This is a genomic window from Pseudomonas helleri (genome assembly GCF_045830615.1).
In the GTDB taxonomy this organism is placed as follows: Bacteria; Pseudomonadota; Gammaproteobacteria; order Pseudomonadales; family Pseudomonadaceae; genus Aquipseudomonas; species Aquipseudomonas helleri.
This window is the reverse complement of record NZ_CP174501.1, coordinates 5147519-5167944: the sequence shown is the minus strand read 5'-3', so window position 1 is coordinate 5167944 and position 20426 is coordinate 5147519. Positions and strand designations below refer to the sequence as shown.

The window sequence follows — 20426 nt, the reverse complement described above, 5'->3', positions numbered from 1 at the left end:
CCGATGACTAGTTTGCATGCCGACGAGGCGTTCCTCGGTCACTTCCAGCTGACCCATGACCCGTTCGCCCCTCGGGTGCCGGGTTTCAAGTTTTTCCCTGCACAGCGCAAGCCCGTGCTGGGGCAATTGCACCACCTCGCCCGTTACAGCCAGTTACTGCTGGTGGTGACCGGCCCTGAAGGCAGCGGCAAGACCTTGCTGCGCCAGGCACTGGTGGCCAGCACCAACAAACAGTCGGTACAGAGCGTGGTGGTGTCGGCGCGCGGTGCAGGTGATGCGGCGGGTATTTTGCGCCAGGTGGCACAAACCCTGAATGTGGCCCGGCCTGAAGTCGACGCGATCCTCAAGCAAGTGGTGCAATTGGCCCTCACCGGTCAAGAAGTCTATTTGCTGGTCGATGATGCCGAGCAGCTCGACGACTCAGCCCAGGAAGCCTTGCTGGGCCTGGCCGCCGGTACGCCTGAAGGCCGTCCGCATGTGTTCCTGTTCGGCGAGCCGTCGATGATTGCCGGGCTTGAGCAGCTCAGCGGTGATGAAGAGCGCTTCCACGTCATCGAATTGCAGCCGTACACCGAAGAAGAAACCCGCGAGTATCTGGCTCAGCGCCTTGAAGGTGCAGGGCGCGGAATCGAACTCTTTAGCGCTCAGCAGATCTCAGATATACATGAGAGCTCTGGAGGCTGGCCTGGCATCATCAATCAGGTCGCCCGCGATGCAATGATCGAAGCCATGATTGCCAGCCGTTCAGCGGTCAAGCGTCCAAGTATGGGGTTCAAAATGCCGAAGAAGCACGTATTGGCCATTGGTGCCGTTGTGGTCGTGGCGGTTGCCGCAGCTGTGTTGATTCCTGGCCGGGGCAAAACGCCGACCGCGCCAAACGCTGAACAGGGGCAATTGCCGCTGGGTCAGGCCACGCCGAAAAATGGCGCCAACCCGTCGATTGATTTCGCCGGTTCTTCCCAGCCGATGCCGTTGCCGCTGGTTGGGCAATCGCAACCGGTCATGCGTGGCCCGCTAGCGGAAGCCGCCGGTGGCATTAGCGAAGGTGACGACGGCGGTGCGCCTGCGGTCGACGGCGGTGTGGCCAACCCGCCAACTGTAACCACCACCGCGCCACCTGCGGGTGTGCCGTCTGGCCCGGCGCCTGCTCCTGCGCCGCGTCCAACACCGGCTCCAGCGGTGGCAGCGAGCAAACCTGCACCTGCGCCAGCCGCCAAGCCCGCTCCGGCCCCGGCTCCCAAGCCTGCCGCCAAACCTGCTGAGAAGCCGGTGACTGTGGCCAAGGCTGCACCGGGCGGTAGCTGGTACGCCAGCCAACCGGCCAGCAACTACGTCGTGCAGATCGTGGGCACCAGCTCTGAAGCGTCAGCGCAAAATGTCGCAAAAGAGTTGGGTGGCGAAGCTCGTTATTTCAAGAAATCCTTGAACGGCAAGCCGCTGTACGTCGTGACTTACGGTAATTTCCCAAGCCATGCCGCCGCCACTGCGGCAATCAAGAACTTGCCAGCGAAGACGCAGGCTGGTAAACCTTGGCCTCGCACTGTCGCCAGCGTCCAACAAGAACTGGCAGCAGCTCGCTGATGAGGCGGCGGCCTTACCCAGGTCGCCGTTCTAAACCATCAAAATATTCGCCCAGCATGCGACTTAATCGAGCCGCATGCGTTGTGGTGTCTGCGCCGTGCGGCGGTCAACATCAAAAATGTTTTGACTAGCACGAGCAATCGCTTTAAACCTTCATCAATGCGACATAAATTTACGGTTAATCGCCGCTTAATTTGTGGGTCTTTGCGACGGTGTGTAAAATGGCCACCCTTTTGCTACCGCTAAGCTGGCGTACGTTCAGCGCGGAAAGCAGGTGGTTGAATTAAAAAGAAATTTGCCCCTTTTTGGGGCAGCCTGGTGAGAAAGTGTCTATGAAAGCAGGTCTGTACCACCCCGATGAATTCAAGGATAACTGTGGTTTCGGCCTGATAGCCCATATGCAGGGCGAACCCAGTCATACCCTATTGCAAACCGCCATTGAGGCCCTGACCTGCATGACCCACCGCGGTGGGATCAACGCAGACGGCAAGACCGGTGACGGTTGTGGCCTGCTGATTCAAAAGCCCGATCAGTTCTTGCGTGCAGTCGCCAAAGAACAGTTCGGCACTGATTTGCCCAAGCAATATGCGGTTGGCATGGTGTTTTTTAACCAGGACCCTATCAAGGCCGAAGCGGCCCGCGCCCACATGAACCGCGAAATCCTCGCGGCGGGCCTGCAATTGGTGGGCTGGCGCAAAGTCCCGATTGATACCAGCGTGCTGGGTCGTCTGGCGCTGGAGCGTCTGCCACAAATCGAGCAAGTGTTCATCGCAGGCGACGGCCTCAGCGATCAGGACATGGCGATCAAGCTGTTCAGCGCCCGTCGCCGTTCCTCGGTGGCCAACGCAGCGGACACCGATCACTACATCTGCAGCTTTTCTCACAAGACCATTATCTATAAAGGCCTGATGATGCCGGCGGACTTGACCGCCTTCTATCCAGACCTGAGTGACGAGCGCCTGCAAACCGCCATCTGCGTGTTCCACCAGCGCTTCTCCACCAACACATTGCCGAAATGGCCGCTGGCTCAGCCATTCCGCTTTCTCGCCCACAACGGCGAGATCAACACCATTACTGGCAACCGCAACTGGGCGCAGGCCCGTCGCACCAAGTTTGCCAATGACCTGATCGGCGACCTCGACGAGCTCGGCCCGCTGGTTAACCGCGTGGGTTCTGACTCCTCCAGCATGGACAACATGCTTGAGTTGATGGTCACCGGCGGCATTGACCTGTTCCGTGGCGTGCGCATGTTGATTCCACCGGCATGGCAGAACGTTGAAACCATGGACCCCGACCTGCGGGCGTTCTATGAGTACAACTCCATGCACATGGAACCGTGGGACGGCCCGGCGGGCGTGGTAATGACCGACGGTCGTTACGCGGTCTGCCTGCTCGACCGTAACGGCCTGCGCCCGGCGCGCTGGGTCACGACCACCAACGGCTACATCACCATCGCCTCCGAAATCGGCGTGTGGGACTACAAGCCTGAAGACGTGATCGCCAAAGGCCGCGTTGGCCCAGGGCAAATCCTTGCGGTCGATACCGAGACCGGCCAGGTGCTGGACACCGACTCCATCGACAACCGCTTGAAGTCGCGCCACCCCTACAAACAGTGGCTGCGCAAGAATGCCCTGCGCATTCAGGCCACCATTGAAGACAACGACCACGGTTCTGCGTTTTACGACGTCGATCAGCTCAAGCAATACATGAAGATGTATCAGGTCACGTTCGAAGAGCGCGATCAGGTGCTGCGCCCACTGGGCGAACAAGGCTACGAAGCCGTGGGCTCGATGGGTGACGACACGCCAATGGCCGTGCTGTCCCAGCGTGTGCGCACGCCATACGACTACTTCCGCCAGCAGTTCGCGCAGGTTACCAACCCGCCGATCGACCCGCTGCGTGAAGCCATCGTCATGTCGCTGGAAATTTGCCTCGGTGCCGAGCGCAACATCTTCCAGGAATCGCCAGAGCACGCCTCGCGCGTCATCCTCAGTTCGCCTGTGATCTCGCCAGCCAAATGGCGTTCGCTGATGAATCTCGACCTGCCGGGCTTTGAGCGTCAGATCATCGACCTCAACTACGACCAGTCGATTGGCCTTGAAGCTGCCGTGCGCAACATCGCCGACCAGGCCGAAGAAGCCGCGCGTGCGGGCCATAGCCAGATCGTCTTGACCGACCGTCATATCGCGCCGGGCAAGCTGCCGGTCCACGCCTCGCTGGCCGTGGGCGCTGTGCACCACCGCTTGACCGAAAAAGGCCTGCGTTGCGACAGCAACATCCTGGTCGAAACCGCGACCGCTCGTGACCCGCATCACTTTGCCGTGCTGATCGGCTTCGGCGCCTCGGCGGTGTACCCGTTCCTGGCCTACGAAGTGCTGGGCGACTTGATCCGTACTGGCGAAGTGCTGGGCGACCTTTACGAAGTATTCAAAAACTACCGTAAAGGCATCACCAAAGGCCTGCTCAAGATCCTCTCGAAAATGGGCATCTCGACTATCGCGTCCTACCGCGGTGCACAACTGTTCGAAGCCATTGGCCTGTCCGAAGAAGTCTGCAACCTGAGCTTCCGTGGTGTGCCAAGCCGCATCAAGGGCGCGCGTTTTGTCGACCTTGAAGCCGAGCAAAAACTGCTCGCCGCTGAAGCCTGGAGCCCGCGCAAAGCCATCCAGCAAGGCGGTCTGCTCAAGTACGTACACGGTGGCGAGTACCACGCCTACAACCCGGACGTGGTCGCCACCCTGCAAGCGGCTGTGCAACAGGGCGATTACAGCAAGTTCAAGGAATACACCGCACTGGTCGACAAACGCCCGGTGTCGATGATCCGCGACCTGTTCCAGGTCAAAACCCTCGACACGCCATTGGCCATCGACGAGATCGAACCGCTGGACTCGATCCTCAAGCGCTTCGACTCGGCCGGTATCTCGCTCGGCGCCCTGTCGCCAGAAGCGCATGAAGCCCTGGCTGAAGCCATGAACCGCTTGGGCGCCCGCTCCAACTCCGGTGAAGGCGGCGAAGACCCGGCGCGTTACGGCACCATCAAAAGCTCGAAAATCAAACAAGTGGCCACCGGCCGTTTCGGCGTCACGCCGGAATACCTGGTGAACGCTGAAGTGCTGCAAATCAAGGTTGCCCAAGGCGCCAAACCGGGTGAGGGCGGGCAACTGCCAGGCGGCAAGGTCAACGGCCTGATCGCCAAGCTGCGCTATGCCGTGCCCGGCGTAACCCTGATTTCGCCACCGCCGCACCACGACATCTACTCCATTGAAGACTTGTCGCAGCTGATCTTTGACCTCAAACAGGTCAACCCTAAAGCGCTGGTCTCGGTCAAATTGGTGGCCGAAGCGGGCGTAGGCACCATCGCCGCTGGCGTGGCCAAGGCGTATGCCGACCTGATCACCATCTCCGGCTACGACGGCGGTACCGGTGCATCGCCGCTGACCTCCATCAAGTACGCGGGCGCGCCGTGGGAACTGGGCCTGGCGGAAACCCACCAGACCCTGCGCGGCAACGACCTGCGCGGCAAAGTGCGGGTGCAGACCGACGGCGGCCTGAAAACCGGCCTCGACGTGATCAAGGCGGCGATTCTGGGCGCTGAAAGCTTCGGCTTCGGCACCGCGCCAATGATCGCGCTGGGCTGCAAATACCTGCGTATTTGCCACCTCAACAACTGCGCGACCGGTGTGGCCACACAGAACGAATCGCTGCGTAAAAACCACTACATCGGCACCGTCGACATGGTGGTCAACTTCTTCACCTACGTGGCTGAAGAAACCCGCGAGTGGCTGGCCAAGCTGGGCGTGCGCAGCCTTGAAGAGCTGATCGGGCGTACCGACCTGCTGGACATCCTGCCGGGCGAAACCGCCAAGCAGCACAACCTCGACCTCACACCGTTGCTGGGCAGCGACCACATCCCGGCTGACAAGCCGCAGTTCTGCCAGGTTGATCGCAACCCGCCGTTCGACCAAGGCCTGCTGGCTGAGCAAATGCTCGACATGGCACGCTCGGCGATCAACGACCTGAGCGGTGCCGAGTTCGACCTCGACATCTGCAACTGCGACCGTTCGATTGGTGCACGGATCTCGGGTGAAATCGCCCGTACCCACGGCAACCAGGGCATGGCCAAGGCGCCGATCACGTTCCGCTTCAAAGGCACTGCCGGTCAGAGCTTTGGTGTGTGGAACGCCGGTGGCTTGAACCTGTACCTGCAAGGCGACGCCAACGACTACGTGGGCAAAGGCATGACCGGCGGCAAGCTGGTGATCGTGCCGCCTGCGGGCAGCGTCTACAAAACCCAGGACAGCGCCATTGTCGGCAACACCTGCCTGTACGGCGCCACTGGCGGCAAGCTGTTTGCCGCAGGCACCGCAGGCGAGCGTTTCGCGGTGCGTAACTCCGGTGCCCACACCGTGGTGGAAGGCACAGGCGACCACTGCTGCGAATACATGACGGGCGGCTTTGTCTGCGTATTGGGCAAAACCGGTTACAACTTCGGCTCAGGCATGACCGGCGGTTTCGCCTATGTGCTGGATCAGGACAACACGTTTGTCGACAAGGTGAACCACGAGTTGGTGGAGATCCAGCGTATCAGCGGCGAAGCGATGGAAGCCTATCGCAACCACCTGCAACACGTGCTGGACGAATACGTTGAGGAAACCAACAGCGAGTGGGGTCGTAATCTCGCGGAAAACCTCGATGATTACCTGCGTCGTTTCTGGATGGTCAAGCCTAAGGCTGCCAGCTTGAAAACGTTGCTTTCCAGCATCCGTGCCAACCCGCAGTGATATGCGCCTGAAGAGTTTGATGAGGTTTTAACAATGGCTGAACGTCTGAGTAACGACTTCCAGTTCATCGATGTCGGGCGCAAAGATCCGAAGAAGAAACTGTTACGTCAACGCAAAAAAGAGTTCGTGGAAATCTACGAACCTTTCAAACCCCAGCAGTCGGCCGACCAGGCCCACCGCTGCCTGGGGTGCGGTAACCCGTACTGTGAATGGAAATGCCCTGTGCATAACTTCATTCCCAACTGGCTCAAACTGGTGGCCGAGGGCAACATCCTCGCCGCCGCTGAACTGTCGCACCAAACCAACACCCTGCCCGAAGTGTGCGGCCGGGTGTGCCCGCAAGATCGTCTGTGCGAGGGTGCTTGCACCCTCAACGACGGTTTTGGCGCGGTGACCATCGGTTCGGTCGAGAAGTACATCACCGACACCGCCTTCGCCATGGGCTGGCGCCCGGACATGTCCAAAGTGGTGCCGACCGGCAAGCGTGTGGCAATCATCGGCGCCGGGCCTGCGGGTCTGGGCTGCGCTGACGTGCTGGTGCGTGGCGGAGTGACCCCGGTGGTCTTCGACAAGAACCCGGAAATCGGCGGTCTGCTGACCTTCGGCATCCCGGAGTTCAAGCTGGAGAAAACCGTACTGAGCAATCGCCGCGAAGTCTTCACCGGCATGGGTATTGAGTTCCGCCTCAATACCGAAATCGGTAAAGACATCAGCATGGAAGAACTGCTGGCCGAGTACGACGCGGTCTTCATGGGCATGGGCACCTACACCTACATGAAAGGTGGTTTTGCCGGTGAAGACTTGCCGGGCGTGCACGACGCGCTGGATTTCTTGATTGCCAACGTCAATCGCAACCTGGGCTTTGAAAAATCGCCGGAAGATTTCGTCGACATGAAAGGCAAAAAGGTCGTGGTGCTGGGCGGTGGTGACACCGCCATGGACTGCAACCGGACCTCGATCCGCCAGGGCGCCAAGTCGGTGACCTGTGCGTACCGTCGTGACGAAGCCAACATGCCCGGTTCGCGCAAAGAGGTTAAAAACGCCAAAGAAGAAGGCGTGAAATTCCTCTACAACCGTCAACCGATTGCGATTGTCGGTGACGGCAAGGTTGAAGGCGTGAAAGTGGTCGAGACCCGTCTCGGCGAGCCGGACGCCCGTGGCCGTCGCAGCCCTGAGCCGATTCCGGGTTCCGAAGAGATCATCCCGGCAGACGCCGTGATCATCGCGTTCGGCTTCCGCCCGAGCCCGGCGCCGTGGTTTGAGCAGTTCGACATCGCCACCGACAGCCAGGGCCGCGTAATTGCGCCTGAGCAGTCGCAGTTCAAGCACCAGACCAGCCACCCGAAGATCTTTGCCGGTGGCGACATGGTGCGCGGCTCTGACCTGGTGGTGACCGCGATCTTCGAAGGCCGCACCGCGGCAGAGGGGATCATGGACTACCTGGGCGTCTAACCAAAATCCTGTAGGAGCGAGCTTGCCTCGCGATCTTTTGATCTTTAAAAAGATCGCGAGGCAAGCTCGCTCCTACAGAAAACAGTGCGTCACCCCCGCGTCAAATCGCCCCGATAGATAAAAGGCACGGCTCTTGCCGTGCCTTTTGCGTCTGTCTCTGAGAAAATGCCCCCACTTTTTTTCCGGATGCAGACATGACTGATCTCAAGAATGACCGTTTCCTTCGCGCTTTGCTCAAGCAACCCGTAGACGTAACGCCTGTCTGGATGATGCGTCAGGCCGGCCGCTACTTGCCGGAATACCGTGCCAGCCGCGCCAAGGCCGGTGACTTCATGAGCCTGTGCAAGAATGCTGAATTCGCCTGTGAAGTCACGCTGCAGCCTCTGGACCGCTTCCCTCAGCTGGACGCGGCCATCCTGTTTTCCGACATCCTGACCATTCCTGATGCCATGGGCCAAGGCCTGTATTTTGAAACCGGCGAAGGTCCGCGCTTCAAAAAGGTCGTCAGCACCCTGGCCGATATCGAAGCCTTGCCGATCCCGGATCCGCAAAAAGACCTCGGCTACGTGATGAACGCGGTCAGCACCATCCGCCGCGAACTCAACGGCCGTGTGCCGTTGATCGGTTTCTCGGGCAGCCCGTGGACGCTGGCCACTTACATGGTCGAAGGCGGTTCATCCAAAGACTTCCGCAAAACCAAAGCCATGCTCTACGACACGCCGCAGGCCATGCACTTGCTGCTCGACAAGTTGGCGCAGTCGGTCACCTCGTACCTCAACGGGCAAATTCTCGCGGGCGCGCAAGCGGTGCAGATTTTCGACACCTGGGGCGGCAACCTGTCGTCTGCGGCGTATCAAGAGTTCTCCCTGGCCTACATGCGCAAAATCGTCAGCGGCCTGATCCGCGAGCACGAAGGTCGCAAAGTGCCGGTGATCCTGTTCACCAAAAATGGCGGCCTGTGGCTGGAAAGCATTGCTGATGCCGGCGCCGATGCGTTGGGCCTGGACTGGACCTGCGATCTGGGCGAAGCCCGCCGCCGCGTGGGCAACAAAGTGGCCCTGCAAGGCAACATGGACCCGACCGTGCTGTACGCGAACCCCGAGGCCATTCGCACCGAGGTTAAACGCATTCTCGCCAGTTACGGCAAAGGTTCGGGCCATGTGTTTAACCTGGGCCACGGCATTACCCCGGAAGTTAAACCTGAACACGCCGGTGCGTTTATCAGCGCTGTGCATGAGTTCTCGGGGCAATATCACGAATAAGTGCAGTTGTTGGAAGTGACCCTCGCTAAAACGCCCGGTTAATGCCGGGCGTTTTTTTATGCGTGCAAATAAAATAATTCAGACTTCCCTTATATATATTTAGGAAGAGTCCTACATATTTAAATATCAGAATAAGTAAAATTTCCCACCCTGATTTCGGGCGGCCATGAATTATTTAAAACTTTCAGGCTGTCACGTAGGAAGTTTCTTAGTTTGTTGTAGTTGCCCGTGGTAGGGCTCTCTCTGTCATATCGCGTTGTTTATATCGTTGTGCGTTTAACAGAGAGCGCAATTTTTATCATTTATATAAAAAATAGAATGAGGCTTATATGGCTATTGCACTGTCAAAGTCCCGCAATTTGATGCTGTGCGCATCATCCTTAACGCTGATGGCTACCCTGTTTACGGCTCAACAGGCAGTTGCTCACGGTTACATGAACTCCCCGCCATCGCGGGCTTATGCATGTCAGCAAGGGCTGAACATTGACTGCGGTGCAGCTCAGTATGAACCGCAGACCGTTGGCGAAGCCCCTAAGGGTTTCCCTGAGTTCGGCCCGGCCGACGGCAAGATCGCAAGCGGTGGCCATGCCAGCTTCGCGGCATTGGACGCCCAGTCGGCCAACCGCTGGCACCTGACTGAAATCAAGGACCACACCATCGACTTCAGCTGGTTCTATACCGCTGCCCATAAAAGTACACGCTGGCAGTACTTCATCACCAAAGGTGGCTGGAACCCCAACCTGCCGATCTCCCGCGACAGCTTTGAACTGACACCGTTCTGCCAGGTTGAAGGTGGCGGCGGCGTGCCTATCGACGGCGCTGCGGGCGGTACAGGCCCGGCCAAAGAGAAACACAGCTGCTCGATCCCGACAGACCGCAGCGGTCACCACATTATTCTGGGTGTCTGGACGGTTGATGACACCGCCGCTTCGTTCTATGACGTTGTGGATGTCAACATCACCGCGCAGAGCGCAGACCCGGATGGCTGGAAAAACGTCGGTTCGATCTCGCAAACCCAGGCATTGCAGCCAGGCGATTCGGTCAAGGCACGTGCCTTTACCGGCAGCTCCGAAAGCGCTGAATACAGCTTCGGCGTCACCATTGAAAAACCAGAAGAAGGCCAGCCGGCCAACTGGTCCTACAAATTGGCAGAAACCGTGAACGCGGCGAACAAGCCTTTGGTACGTGCAGGCGTACGCAATGAAAACGGTGACATTGAGCCGATCAAAGGCGCAAACACCCTGTACGTGAAGGCCGAGAGCGGCGTTACCCGCTACGAAATGCAGACCGTGATGGTGCCAGACCCGGGTGCTTACCTGCACCTGCATGATGTGGCGCCGGAGTACGTGCTGGTCAAAGGCAAGGGCACTGTTGGCTTCACGGTGATGACCAACAAAAATGTCACGCTGGAAGCCACGGTGTTCAACGCCACCCACAAACAAGTGGGCTACACCAAGCAAACCGTCAGCGCTACCACGTCGCCGGTCAGCATTGCGGTGACCAGCGCACCGGGCGAGCACTCCTTGAAACTGATTGCGATCAGCCAGGATGGTCGTGAGAACTTCCAGGACCTCAAGTCGATCAACCTGACCGGCGAAGGCGGTGCTCAGGAATATGACTTCGTGTTCCCTGAAGGCATTGCCGGTTACAAGGCGGGCACGTTGGTGCTTCAACCTAAAAACGACAAAGTCTATGAGTGCCAGCCGTTCCCGAATTCGGGCTACTGCATTCAATACAACCCAAATGCCAATGGTTTTGAACCGGGCGTTGGTGCGAGCTGGAACATGGCGTGGACTGAGAAGTAACTCCACGTGATCAAGTCTGGATAACGTTTTTAATTTAATCGTTATCCACCGACAACTGTAGGAGCGAGCTTGTCTCGCGATCTTTTAAAACAATCAAAAGATCGCGAGGCAAGCTCGCTCCTACACGGTTCGTTTTAACAGTGAGTGATTTTTTATTTATTAATGGCTTGCAGATGAAAAGGTTTTGAATAATTTTTCGGGTGCCATAACTCGCCACTTACCGCTCATCTTGAAAGTGCTGCTGTGGGGGGCGTGTTTTGGATATGGCGGGCACTTAGCCTGGCAAGAGAGGTTATACCGCCAGGCACTGGCCGCGCCGGTTATTGCCCCGGCTCGCCCGGCGCCCGCGCCTGCGCTTGAGCCTTTTCAGCCAGAGGCCATCGCCAGCGTGCTGGGCCTTGCGCCTGAAGGCGCATTGGCACACAGCGCCGAGCCGCTGGAGCTGCGCGCCAGTCTTGTGTCCAGCCATGGCGCGTCGCAGGCGTTGCTGGCGGGCAGCCAGCAAGCGCGCTTTTACCGCGTCGGTGAACGGCTACCAGGGGGCAGCGTGTTGCGGCGGGTTGAGGTGTCGCACGTGGTGCTGTGGCGCAACAACCGCGAAGAGCGCCTGCTGCTCAAGCCGCCCGGTCGTCATGTGTTACCTGCCAGCCAAACGCCCGCCACACCGGCCCAGGCCACCTCCCTTTATTTGCGGCCCCTTGCCGAACAACCTTAGAGAAGCATCATGACCAGGCCCAACGTGTTCGGCATCGGCCGTCTTTTACTGTGTAGCCTTGTGCTCAGCACCGCGCTAGTGCAAAGCGATGTGCTGGCCGATGAGCCGTATTGGCAGTTGGCAATGAAAGACGCCGAACTGCGCGATATCGTGCAGGAAATGTCATCGGTGCTGGGCGCCACCATTGTGCTCGACCCTCGGGTGCAGGGCCGTATCACCGTCATGTCTGAAGCGCCGCTGGACCGTGCCGGGGTGCGCGAGCTGTTTTACGCGGTACTGGATGCCCACGGTTTTGCCGTGGTCGACCAAGGTGATCGTTTATTGATCATTCCCGCTGCCGAGGCCAAAGCCCGCGCGGGCAACCCGGATGGCTCCGAGCAGGCCTTTGTCACCCAGGTCATCGAGCTTAATGCCAGCGTCGCGGCTGACGTGGCGGGCCTGCTGCGGCCCTTGGTATCGACCAACGGGTACGTCGGGCCTTCGGCGTCGGCCAATGCGTTGATCATTACCGACACGGCCTCCAATGCCCGGCGTATTGCCGAGCTGGTGCGCCAACTGGATGGCGGCACGCGCCATGACTATTCGGTGGTCGAGTTGCGCCATGCGCAGGCCAGTGATGTGGCCAAGGTCATGCAGCAGTCGCTGGGTAAAAAAGCGGAAGGGCCGAGCAGCCAGGTCATTGCCGATGCGTCGGCCAACCGGCTGGTGATTCTGGGCAACAAGGCGGTGCGTGAGCGCTTGAGCAAACTGGCGCATTCGCTGGACACACAGCCGACCCGGCAGTCCGAAAACTCGCGGGTCATTCGTCTTCGTCACAGTGATGCCAAGCAATTGGCCGAGGTGCTCGATACCGTTGCCCAGGGCATGCAACAAGACACCGCGCTGGCTGGCGTTGCACAAAAGACCTCCGCCAGCGAGGTCATGGTGGCCGCCGATGAAAGCCAAAATGCGTTGGTGATCATGGCTGATCCGGCGAAAGTGCGAAGCCTGGAAAGCATCGTGCGCCAACTCGATCAGCCGCGCTCGCAAGTGTTGATCCATGCCGCCATCGTCGAAATCTCCGGCGACATTGTGAACACCCTGGGCGTGCAATGGGGGGTGAACAGTGGCAGCGCCCAGGGCGGCATCACCTTTCCGGGCACCAATATCCAGGTCGGCGCGCTCTCGGGGCCCGCTCCTGCGCTGCCCGAAGGGGCCGTGCTGCAATTGGGCGGTGACCGCTTCAATGCGTTGATCTCGGCGCTGGCCAGTGACACCAATAACAACGTGCTGTCCACGCCCAGCTTGCTGACGCTGGACAATCAGGAAGCCGAGATTCTGGTGGGGCAAAACGTGCCCTTCAAGACAGGTTCCTACACGGGTACGGGCGATGGCTCGCAAAACCCGTTCACCACGGTGACCCGCCAAGACATCGGCATCAGCCTCAAAATCAAGCCGCACATCAATGACGGCAGCTCGTTGCGCTTAGAGGTTGCACAAGAGAACTCCGAACTGGCCCCTTCACTGCAAGGGGTGGATTCATCCGACCTGATCACCAACAAGCGCGCCCTCAAAAGCACCATCCTCGCCGAAGATGGCGAAATCATCGTCATCGGCGGCTTGATCAAAGACAGCGTGCGCACCCAGGTCAGCGGCGTGCCGTTGCTGCGCGACATTCCTTATTTGGGGGCGTTGTTTCGCTGGAACAAAGACACCCACACCAAAACCAACCTGATGGTGTTTTTGCGCCCGACTATCGTGCGCAGCAAACATGATATTCGCGAGATTAGCGAAGACCGCTACAACGCGTTGCGAAACCTCAGCCAGCCATCGTCCAAAGACACTAACTCGTTGCTGCTGCCCAGCGACCCGCACCAGATGTTTGACGGCAACCTGCAAGACCCGGACGCCGTCGACCTGCGCCGTCCCAAGGCTGCCCGCCCATGAACCAGCCGCCGGTGCGCTTGCCTTACAGCTTTGCCCGGCGTTTCGGGGTGCTGCTGGACACCTCGACCCAGCCTGCAAGCCTGCTGATACGCAGCGACACGCCGCTGACCGTGCTGGCCGAAGTGCAGCGCCGGGCGGGCGTAGAGGTGCACGTGCAACGGGTACCGGATGCACACTTCAACGAGCGTCTTACCCACAGCTACAGCGCCGGGCAAAGCGCGGCCGAGCAAGTGGCGCAAGGGCTCGACAGCGAACTCGATCTGATGAGCGTGGCCGAGCAAGTGCCGCAAACCGCCGACCTGCTGGAGCAGGAGGGCGATGCACCGATCATTCGCTTGATCAACGCGCTGCTGCGTGAAGCCATGCGCGAAAAAGCCTCGGATGTGCACCTGGAAACCTTCGAGCATTACCTGTCGGTGCGCATGCGCATCGATGGCCAACTGCGCGAAGTGTTGCGGCCCAAACGTGAGCTGGCGAACTTGCTGGTGTCGCGGATCAAAGTCATGGCGCGCCTCGACATCGCTGAAAAACGCGTGCCGCAAGACGGCCGCATCAGCCTGCGATTGGCCGGGCATGAAGTCGATGTACGCGTCTCGACCCTGCCTTCGGCCCATGGCGAGCGCGTGGTGATGCGCCTGCTCGACAAACAGGCCGGGCGCCTCGACCTGCAATGCCTGGGCATGCCCGCAGCCACCCTGAGCCGCTTTGAACACATCCTGGCCCGGCCCCACGGGATTTTTCTGGTCACCGGGCCCACCGGCTCGGGCAAAACCACCAGCCTGTATGCCGCGCTCAGCCACCTCAATGCGCCGACCCGCAACATCCTGACCGTCGAAGACCCGGTGGAATACCACCTGCCGGGCATCGGTCAGACGCCGGTCAACAGCAAGGCCAACATGACTTTCGCCCGTGGGTTGCGGGCGATTTTGCGCCAGGACCCGGACGTGGTCATGGTCGGTGAAATCCGTGACCACGAAACCGCAGACATCGCCGTACAAGCCTCGCTCACCGGGCACCTGGTGCTGTCGACCCTGCACACCAACAGCGCAGTGGGCGCGGTCACCCGCCTGGTCGACATGGGCGTCGATGCCTACTTGCTGGCGTCTTCGCTGGTTGGCGTGTTGGCCCAGCGCTTGTTGCGCACTCTGTGTGCCGATTGCAAAACCCCGTATCGCGCCGACCCGCAGCAATGCCAGCGCCTGGGGCTCGATCCACAGGCTGGCATCACCTTGTACCAGCCGCAGGGTTGCCGCCAGTGCCAGCAGGGTTATCGCGGGCGCACCGGGATTTACGAACTGGTCGGCATCACCCCGGCACTGGCCGAGCTGATTCATCAGGGGGCCAGCGAGCCGGACCTCATACGCGTGGCGCGCGAGCACGCCCCCAGTTTGTTTCAGGACGGCCAGCGTTTGGTGATCCAGGGCCTGACCAGCTTTGACGAACTGCTGCGCGTGACCCTGGAGGACTGAGCATGCCGACCTTTGACTACCGGGCGCAGGACGCCAACGGGCGCAACTGCCGAGGCCAGCAAGAGGCCGACAATGCCCGGCATGCGCGGCAGTTATTGCGCGAGCGCGGTTTGCGCCCGAGCCAGTTGAGCGAAGTCCGAACACACCGTGCGACGCATTCGCGGTGGCGGCTGGGCGTTACTGATCTGGCCCTTGTCACGCGGCAACTGTCGACCTTGATCCATGCCGGTTTACCCCTCGAAGAAGCCCTGGGCGCGGTGGCGGCGCAGAGTGCCAAGCGCCATGTCAGCAGCGTATTACTCGCTGTGCGTAACCGCGTCACCGAAGGCCATGCCTTGGCGACGGCGCTGTCAGCGTTCCCTCGGGCCTTCCCGGAATTATTTCGCGCCACCGTGGCGGCGGGCGAGCGCAGCGGCCATTTGGGCCATGTGCTCGAACAGCTCGCCGACTACACCGAAGCCCGTCATGCCTCGCGTCAGAAGATCCAGCTGGCGCTGGTGTACCCGCTGATTTTGTTGATTGCCTCATTCGCCATCGTCGGTTTTCTGCTGGGCTATGTAGTGCCGGATGTGGTCAAGATTTTCGTCAACAGTGGCCAGCCGCTGCCTGTGCTGACCCGGGCGATGATCGCCCTGAGTACAGGGTTGCGTGACTACGGCTGGCTGTTGTTGCTGCTGGTGCTCGCCGCCTTTGGTGCGGCGCGTTGGGCGTTGCTGCAACCAGCCTTGAAGCTGCGCTGGCATGCGCTGCTGCTCAATGTGCCCATGGTCGGCGGGGTGCTGCGCGCCATGGAGGCGGCGCGTTTTGCCAGCACCTTGTCGATTCTGGGCAAAAGCGCTGTGCCGTTGGTGGATGCCCTGGAAATCTCGGCCACGGTAATCGCCAACCTCGCCATTCGCCACCGCATGCTCGATGTCGCCCGCACCGTACGCGAAGGCGCAACGCTGGCCAGCGGTCTGGAACGCAGCGGCGACATCCCTCCGATGATGCTGCACCTGATTGCCAGCGGCGAACGTGCCGGCGAGCTGGACAGCATGCTGGCGCGGGCCGCCGAACAGCAGGAAAAAACCCTCGCGGCGCGCATCGCGCTGGTGGTGAGTTTGTTTGAACCGATCATGTTGGTGCTGATGGGCGGCGTGGTTTTGCTGATCGTCATGGCCATCTTGTTGCCGATCCTTAGCCTCAATCAACTGGTGAATTGACCGATGAAAACCCTTCGTGCATCAACTCAACGTGGCTTTACCCTGATTGAAATCATGGTGGTGGTGGTCATCATCGGCGTGCTCGGCGCCATTGTCGTGCCGCAGTTCATGAGCCGCCCTGACCAGGCCAAAGTCACCGCGGCGCACACCGACATCCAGGCCATCAGCACCGCCCTGGAAATGTACCGCCTCGACACCTTCAACTACCCCTCGACCCAGCAAGGCCTTGAGGCCTTGGTGACACGCCCGACGGGCACGCCGCTGGCGAAAAACTGGAACCCCCAGGGTTACCTCAAAAGCCTGCCGGTCGACCCTTGGGGCACGCCGTACCAATACCTCAACCCCGGCACCCATTCGGCCGGGTATGACCTGTTTTCCTTTGGCGCAGACGGTGTGCAGGGCGGCGAAGGCTTTGCCACGGACATTGGCAACTGGAGCAACTGAGGCATGCGCGATTCATCGCTGGGCTTCACCCTGATCGAACTGATGGTGGTGATCGTGATGATTGGCGTGCTGGTCTCAATGGTGCACATCAGCCAGGGCGACAAACGCGCCCGCGACGCGCGGCAAGAAGCGCAGGTCATGCTCGCCCTGATGCAGGGCCTGCGCGAAAAGGCCGTGCTGGAAGGGCAGGAATACGGCCTGCGACTGGAGCCCGAAGCCTACCAACAGATGCGCTTGCAAGGTGCGATCTGGCAGGCCGTCGAAGCACCGGTGAAATTGCCCGCCGGTGTGCAATTGACCCTGGTGCTGGAGGGGCGTGTACACCGCCTTGGCGCCGGTGAACACACCCCGCAACTGCTGTGGCTCAGCAGTGATGAAAACACCCCCTTTATCCTGCACTTTGAGAGCCCGCCGCTGCGCTGGCAGAGCCTCTACAGCGATGGCCTTGGCAACCCGTTGCTCGAAGCGTCCGAGGTCACGGATGCGCACTGAGAAAGGCTTTACCTTGCTGGAAGTGATGATCGCCCTGGCCATTTTCGCGACCCTGGCGGCGGCGGTCATGTCGGCCAGCCAATACGTCTTGGGGCAAAGCGCCCGGGTCCAAACCCGGCTGTTGGCGGGCTGGTTGGCCGACAATCATCTGAGCGAGCTGCACCTGCAAAGCGCGACCCTGGCCATGGGTTCAAAAACCCTCAACCAGCGTTTTGCCCAACGCGAGTGGCGCCTGTTTCAACACATCGCCAGCGAACCCGATACGGGTCTGTTACGGGTGGAACTGAGCGTCAGCCCGGAGGGCAGTGATCAGGCATTGCTCAGCGTGACGCACTGGCTGGCGCGCAACCATGACTAAACCGCAAGCGGGCTTCACCTTGCTCGAACTGGTGATCGCCATCGCCATTTTTGCCTTGCTGGGCGTGGCCTGCTGGCGTCTGTTTGACGGCGTGCTGCGCGCCGAACGCAGCAGCAGCGCCCACGAGCAAACCCTGCGTGGCTTGCAGCGCGCGGTGGCGCTGATCGAGCGCGATGTGTTGCACCTGCACACCTCGGCCACGTCGCCGGGGCTGGCGCTGTATCCCAGCCAGCTCAACCTGCGCCGCGCCAACTGGCGCAATCCGCTGGGCCAGCCGCGCAGCGAACTGCAAGACGTCAGCTACACATTGGAAAACGGCGAGCTTTGGCGCTACAGCCAGGGGCTGGAAGGCGGCGAACTGCAAAAGCAAAAACTGCTCACCGACGTGCGCGATCTGCGTTGGCGGCTGTACGACCCCGCGCTGGGTTGGCGCACCGATTGGCCCACCGCCAAAGCGGCCCCCAAGGGAACACCGCGAGCCCTTGAATTGCAGTTCTCAGCCGGGCGATTTGAACAGCTTCGTCGCGTGATGCTACTGCCGGAGGGCCAATGATGCGCAAGGGTCAGCAAGGCATTGCACTGCTCACCGTGCTGCTGGTGATGAGCCTTGCGCTGCTGGTGACTGCCGGCATGTTGCGCAGCCACCGCCTGGCCCTGCACAGCAGCGCCCAGCAACTCCATCAACTGCAATTGCGCCAGTCGGCGTTTGCTGGGGAGGCCTGGGGGCGAGAGCGTTTGTACACGCTGCTGGCAGACCCCAAGTTGCCCGTTGCAGCAGGCCAAACCTGGGCCAAAAGTCGGCCCGAATGGCTGATCGACAACGGCCACATTGAGGTCGACATCGAAGACCTGGCCGCCCGTTTCAACGTCAGTGCCTTGCTCACTCAAGGTGCTGTCGACGAGGTGCTGAAACAGCGTTGGTTGCGCCTGCAAACTGAGCTTGGCTTGCCGCCCGTCGACGCCAGCGCACTGCACGGCCTGAACCTGAGCGACATCAGCCAATTGCGCAGCGTGCCGGGTGTCGATGCCCGCTGGTACACGCGCATGCAGCCCTGGATCGCCCTGCTGGGCAAAGACGCGACACTCAACATCAACACCGCCTCCGTCACGTTGCTCGCTACCCTCGAAGGCGTGACACCGGACATGGCCCGCCGCTTGGTGAGCGAGCGCCCGTTGCAGGGGTATGCCAGTGTTGAGGACTTCACCTTCACCCCGGCGCTGATCGGCCTGGGGGTTCAGGCAGCAGGGCTGGGCACCGCCAGCCGCTGGTTTCGCATCACCACCCACGTGCGCGTGGGGCAAAGCCGTTTGCGCCTTGAAAGCGATATGGCCCGCGACCCCAAAACCGGCCGCTGGCACCTTCTCCAGCGGCGCTTTTTAGCCCCTGAACACAGCGAACCTTCTTGATGAACAGCCGGCTTTATCTCTCCGCGCACAGCGATACGCGGGTCTACCTGTGGCACGGCGAAATAATCGCCCACGAAACCTCACTGAACGAGGCCGCCGAGCGACTGGGCGGGCACGATGTGCAGCTGATTCTGCCGATGGAAATGTGCAGTTGGCTGCTGACCGAGCCCTGGCCGGGCAGGCGCCGCCCCAGCGTTCAGGCCTTGGCCTTTGCGGTGGAAGACCAACTGGCGGATGACCTTGATGAACTGCACATTGCCGTCGGCCCCCTGGATGCGCAGCGGCGTTATCCGTTGCTGGTGATTGAGCGTCAGCGCTTCAAACACCTCTTGGCGCAGTTTCAGGCGCGCGGGTTGAACATCGTCAGCGTGTACGTGGATGCCGACCTCTTGCCTCGCGAGCAACCGGGCATCGCGTGGTGGGACGGGCGCTGGCTGGCGGGCGGCGCGCTGGACTTGCGCCTTGCGTTAACCCCTCAGGCGCTGGAGGCCCTGAAAGACGGGCCCCTCGATACGGCGGTTGAACACACGTTTGATCCTGCTAGCGCACCGCCTGGCGCCATCAACCTGCTGCAAGGCGAATACCGGCGCACGTCGCAGCGGCTGCCGTGGCGGGGTGTCAGTGTGGCCGCCTTGCTGATTGTTGCCATGGCTGTGGGGGCGAGCCACCTGCGCAGCAGCTTCCTTGAGAGTGAAGCGGCGAGCCTCTACGCCCAGAGTGAACAGCGCTTTAAAGCGCTGTACCCGGAGCACACCCGTATCGTCGATTTGTCTGCGCAACTCAACGCCCTGCAACAACAAGGCGCGGCCCGGCAAAACGGGCATATGGCGCGCTTGCTTCAGCTAACCCAGCACGTGATCGGTGCCAGCAGCGTGGACGTGCAACGCATGGAATGGCGCGCCACGGTCGGCTGGACCTTAACCATCACCGCCAACAGCTTTGCCGAGCTTGAACACCTGCGCGAGCGCGGCCTGCAAAGTGCACTGCCGATCACCTTGGGCAACGCCAGCCAACAGGGTAACCGGGTGCAAGCTTTACTCACCCTGGAGGACGTTTTATGAAGGCCCGTGTGCGTGAGCGCTGGCGGCAACTGCCACGCCGTGACCGCCAATTGTGCGGTGTACTCGCGGTGTTCTTGTCGATGGTGTTTGGTTTTTATGGGCTTTGGCAGCCCGCGCAACAACGGCTGGCGGCGGCGCAAACGCTGTATGTCCAGCGCGTTGCTCAGGCGGGGGAGGTGCAGCGAGCGCAGCCCACGCGCGCGATCCGGGTATACACGCAACCGTTGAGCAGCCGCCTCAGCGAAAGCGCCGCGAGTGCGGGGCTTCAGGTGCAGCAGTTTGATGTGGACACCCAACGGTTACGCATCAGCCTGAGCGGCAATGCCATGGCGGTGCTGGCGTGGCTTAACCGTATCGAACAAGAAGGCGCCGAGTTCGAGAGCCTGAGCCTGGAAAAAAGCGCTCAGGTGCTGCAGGTGCAGCTACAGATCAGCAACCCATAAACCACTCTCACAATGACAGCCTGCGCAT

16 protein-coding genes are annotated in these 20426 nt (G+C 60.5%); all 16 read left to right on the top strand.

The window, feature by feature from the left end; translation table 11 throughout:
* Positions 1-3: 3 nt before the first annotated feature.
* The 16 genes from ACJJU9_RS23195 to gspM all read left to right on the top strand — a co-directional run bounded on the left by ACJJU9_RS23195 (position 4) and on the right by gspM (position 20398).
* A complete protein-coding gene (locus ACJJU9_RS23195; RefSeq protein ID WP_407729629.1) occupies positions 4-1581 on the top strand; it encodes an AAA family ATPase in 1578 nt (525 codons plus the stop codon).
* 332 nt (positions 1582-1913) lie between these two features.
* The gene (gene gltB, locus ACJJU9_RS23190; RefSeq protein ID WP_153334101.1) at positions 1914-6362 is read left to right on the top strand and encodes a glutamate synthase large subunit; all 4449 of its coding nucleotides are present in this window, start codon (positions 1914-1916) and stop codon (positions 6360-6362) included.
* A 33-nt stretch (positions 6363-6395) separates the two neighbouring features.
* On the top strand, positions 6396-7814 hold the full coding sequence (locus tag ACJJU9_RS23185; RefSeq protein WP_048366707.1) for an FAD-dependent oxidoreductase: 1419 nt from the start codon (positions 6396-6398) through the stop codon (positions 7812-7814).
* Positions 7815-8008: 194 nt separating this feature from the next.
* Entirely contained in the window at positions 8009-9076 is a 1068-nt protein-coding gene (gene hemE, locus ACJJU9_RS23180) for a uroporphyrinogen decarboxylase (RefSeq protein ID WP_048366706.1), read from the top strand.
* 329 nt (positions 9077-9405) lie between these two features.
* Entirely contained in the window at positions 9406-10881 is a 1476-nt protein-coding gene (gene gbpA, locus ACJJU9_RS23175) for an N-acetylglucosamine-binding protein GbpA (RefSeq protein WP_407729628.1), read from the top strand.
* 184 nt (positions 10882-11065) lie between these two features.
* Positions 11066-11596, top strand: a complete 531-nt coding sequence (locus tag ACJJU9_RS23170) for a type II secretion system protein N (protein WP_407729627.1) — start codon at positions 11066-11068, stop codon at positions 11594-11596.
* Between the two features lie 9 nt (positions 11597-11605).
* Positions 11606-13522, top strand: a complete 1917-nt coding sequence (gene gspD / locus ACJJU9_RS23165; protein ID WP_407729626.1) for a type II secretion system secretin GspD — start codon at positions 11606-11608, stop codon at positions 13520-13522.
* Entirely contained in the window at positions 13519-14991 is a 1473-nt protein-coding gene (gspE, locus tag ACJJU9_RS23160) for a type II secretion system ATPase GspE (RefSeq protein WP_407729625.1), read from the top strand. The genes gspD and gspE overlap by 4 nt, the downstream gene beginning before the upstream one ends.
* 2 nt (positions 14992-14993) lie before the next feature.
* On the top strand, positions 14994-16193 hold the full coding sequence (gene gspF, locus ACJJU9_RS23155; protein ID WP_407729624.1) for a type II secretion system inner membrane protein GspF: 1200 nt from the start codon (positions 14994-14996) through the stop codon (positions 16191-16193).
* A gap of 3 nt (positions 16194-16196) precedes the next feature.
* The gene (gspG, locus tag ACJJU9_RS23150; protein WP_048366701.1) at positions 16197-16637 is read left to right on the top strand and encodes a type II secretion system major pseudopilin GspG; all 441 of its coding nucleotides are present in this window, start codon (positions 16197-16199) and stop codon (positions 16635-16637) included.
* Between the two features lie 3 nt (positions 16638-16640).
* The gene (gene gspH / locus ACJJU9_RS23145; RefSeq protein WP_407729623.1) at positions 16641-17129 is read left to right on the top strand and encodes a type II secretion system minor pseudopilin GspH; all 489 of its coding nucleotides are present in this window, start codon (positions 16641-16643) and stop codon (positions 17127-17129) included.
* Positions 17119-17487, top strand: coding sequence for a type II secretion system minor pseudopilin GspI (gene gspI, locus ACJJU9_RS23140; RefSeq protein ID WP_407729622.1), 369 nt, complete (start codon positions 17119-17121; stop codon positions 17485-17487). Before gspH ends, gspI begins: the two co-directional genes overlap by 11 nt.
* Positions 17480-18040 (top strand): type II secretion system protein GspJ, encoded by a 561-nt coding sequence (locus ACJJU9_RS23135; protein ID WP_407729621.1) that lies wholly within the window; start codon positions 17480-17482, stop codon positions 18038-18040. Before gspI ends, ACJJU9_RS23135 begins: the two co-directional genes overlap by 8 nt.
* Positions 18037-18894 carry a general secretion pathway protein GspK gene (locus ACJJU9_RS23130; protein WP_407729620.1) on the top strand — a complete coding sequence of 286 codons (858 nt, stop codon included), beginning with the start codon at positions 18037-18039 and terminating at the stop codon, positions 18892-18894. Before ACJJU9_RS23135 ends, ACJJU9_RS23130 begins: the two co-directional genes overlap by 4 nt.
* The gene (gene gspL / locus ACJJU9_RS23125) at positions 18894-19955 is read left to right on the top strand and encodes a type II secretion system protein GspL (RefSeq protein ID WP_407729619.1); all 1062 of its coding nucleotides are present in this window, start codon (positions 18894-18896) and stop codon (positions 19953-19955) included. The genes ACJJU9_RS23130 and gspL overlap by 1 nt, the downstream gene beginning before the upstream one ends.
* Entirely contained in the window at positions 19952-20398 is a 447-nt protein-coding gene (gene gspM / locus ACJJU9_RS23120; protein WP_407729618.1) for a type II secretion system protein GspM, read from the top strand. Before gspL ends, gspM begins: the two co-directional genes overlap by 4 nt.
* Positions 20399-20426 lie beyond the last annotated feature (28 nt).

Excerpts from the sequence above, each read along its gene's own strand:
- ACJJU9_RS23195 (WP_407729629.1), top strand. The coding sequence starts at position 4 with ATGACTAGTTTGCATGCCGACGAGGCGTTCCTCGGTCACTTCCAGCTG.
- gltB (WP_153334101.1), top strand. The coding sequence starts at position 1,914 with ATGAAAGCAGGTCTGTACCACCCCGATGAATTCAAGGATAACTGTGGT.
- ACJJU9_RS23185 (WP_048366707.1), top strand. The coding sequence starts at position 6,396 with ATGGCTGAACGTCTGAGTAACGACTTCCAGTTCATCGATGTCGGGCGC.
- hemE (WP_048366706.1), top strand. The coding sequence starts at position 8,009 with ATGACTGATCTCAAGAATGACCGTTTCCTTCGCGCTTTGCTCAAGCAA.
- gbpA (WP_407729628.1), top strand. The coding sequence starts at position 9,406 with ATGGCTATTGCACTGTCAAAGTCCCGCAATTTGATGCTGTGCGCATCA.
- gspD (WP_407729626.1), top strand. The coding sequence starts at position 11,606 with ATGACCAGGCCCAACGTGTTCGGCATCGGCCGTCTTTTACTGTGTAGC.
- gspE (WP_407729625.1), top strand. The coding sequence starts at position 13,519 with ATGAACCAGCCGCCGGTGCGCTTGCCTTACAGCTTTGCCCGGCGTTTC.
- gspF (WP_407729624.1), top strand. The coding sequence starts at position 14,994 with ATGCCGACCTTTGACTACCGGGCGCAGGACGCCAACGGGCGCAACTGC.
- gspG (WP_048366701.1), top strand. The coding sequence starts at position 16,197 with ATGAAAACCCTTCGTGCATCAACTCAACGTGGCTTTACCCTGATTGAA.
- gspH (WP_407729623.1), top strand. The coding sequence starts at position 16,641 with ATGCGCGATTCATCGCTGGGCTTCACCCTGATCGAACTGATGGTGGTG.
- gspI (WP_407729622.1), top strand. The coding sequence starts at position 17,119 with ATGCGCACTGAGAAAGGCTTTACCTTGCTGGAAGTGATGATCGCCCTG.
- ACJJU9_RS23135 (WP_407729621.1), top strand. The coding sequence starts at position 17,480 with ATGACTAAACCGCAAGCGGGCTTCACCTTGCTCGAACTGGTGATCGCC.
- ACJJU9_RS23130 (WP_407729620.1), top strand. The coding sequence starts at position 18,037 with ATGATGCGCAAGGGTCAGCAAGGCATTGCACTGCTCACCGTGCTGCTG.
- gspL (WP_407729619.1), top strand. The coding sequence starts at position 18,894 with ATGAACAGCCGGCTTTATCTCTCCGCGCACAGCGATACGCGGGTCTAC.
- gspM (WP_407729618.1), top strand. The coding sequence starts at position 19,952 with ATGAAGGCCCGTGTGCGTGAGCGCTGGCGGCAACTGCCACGCCGTGAC.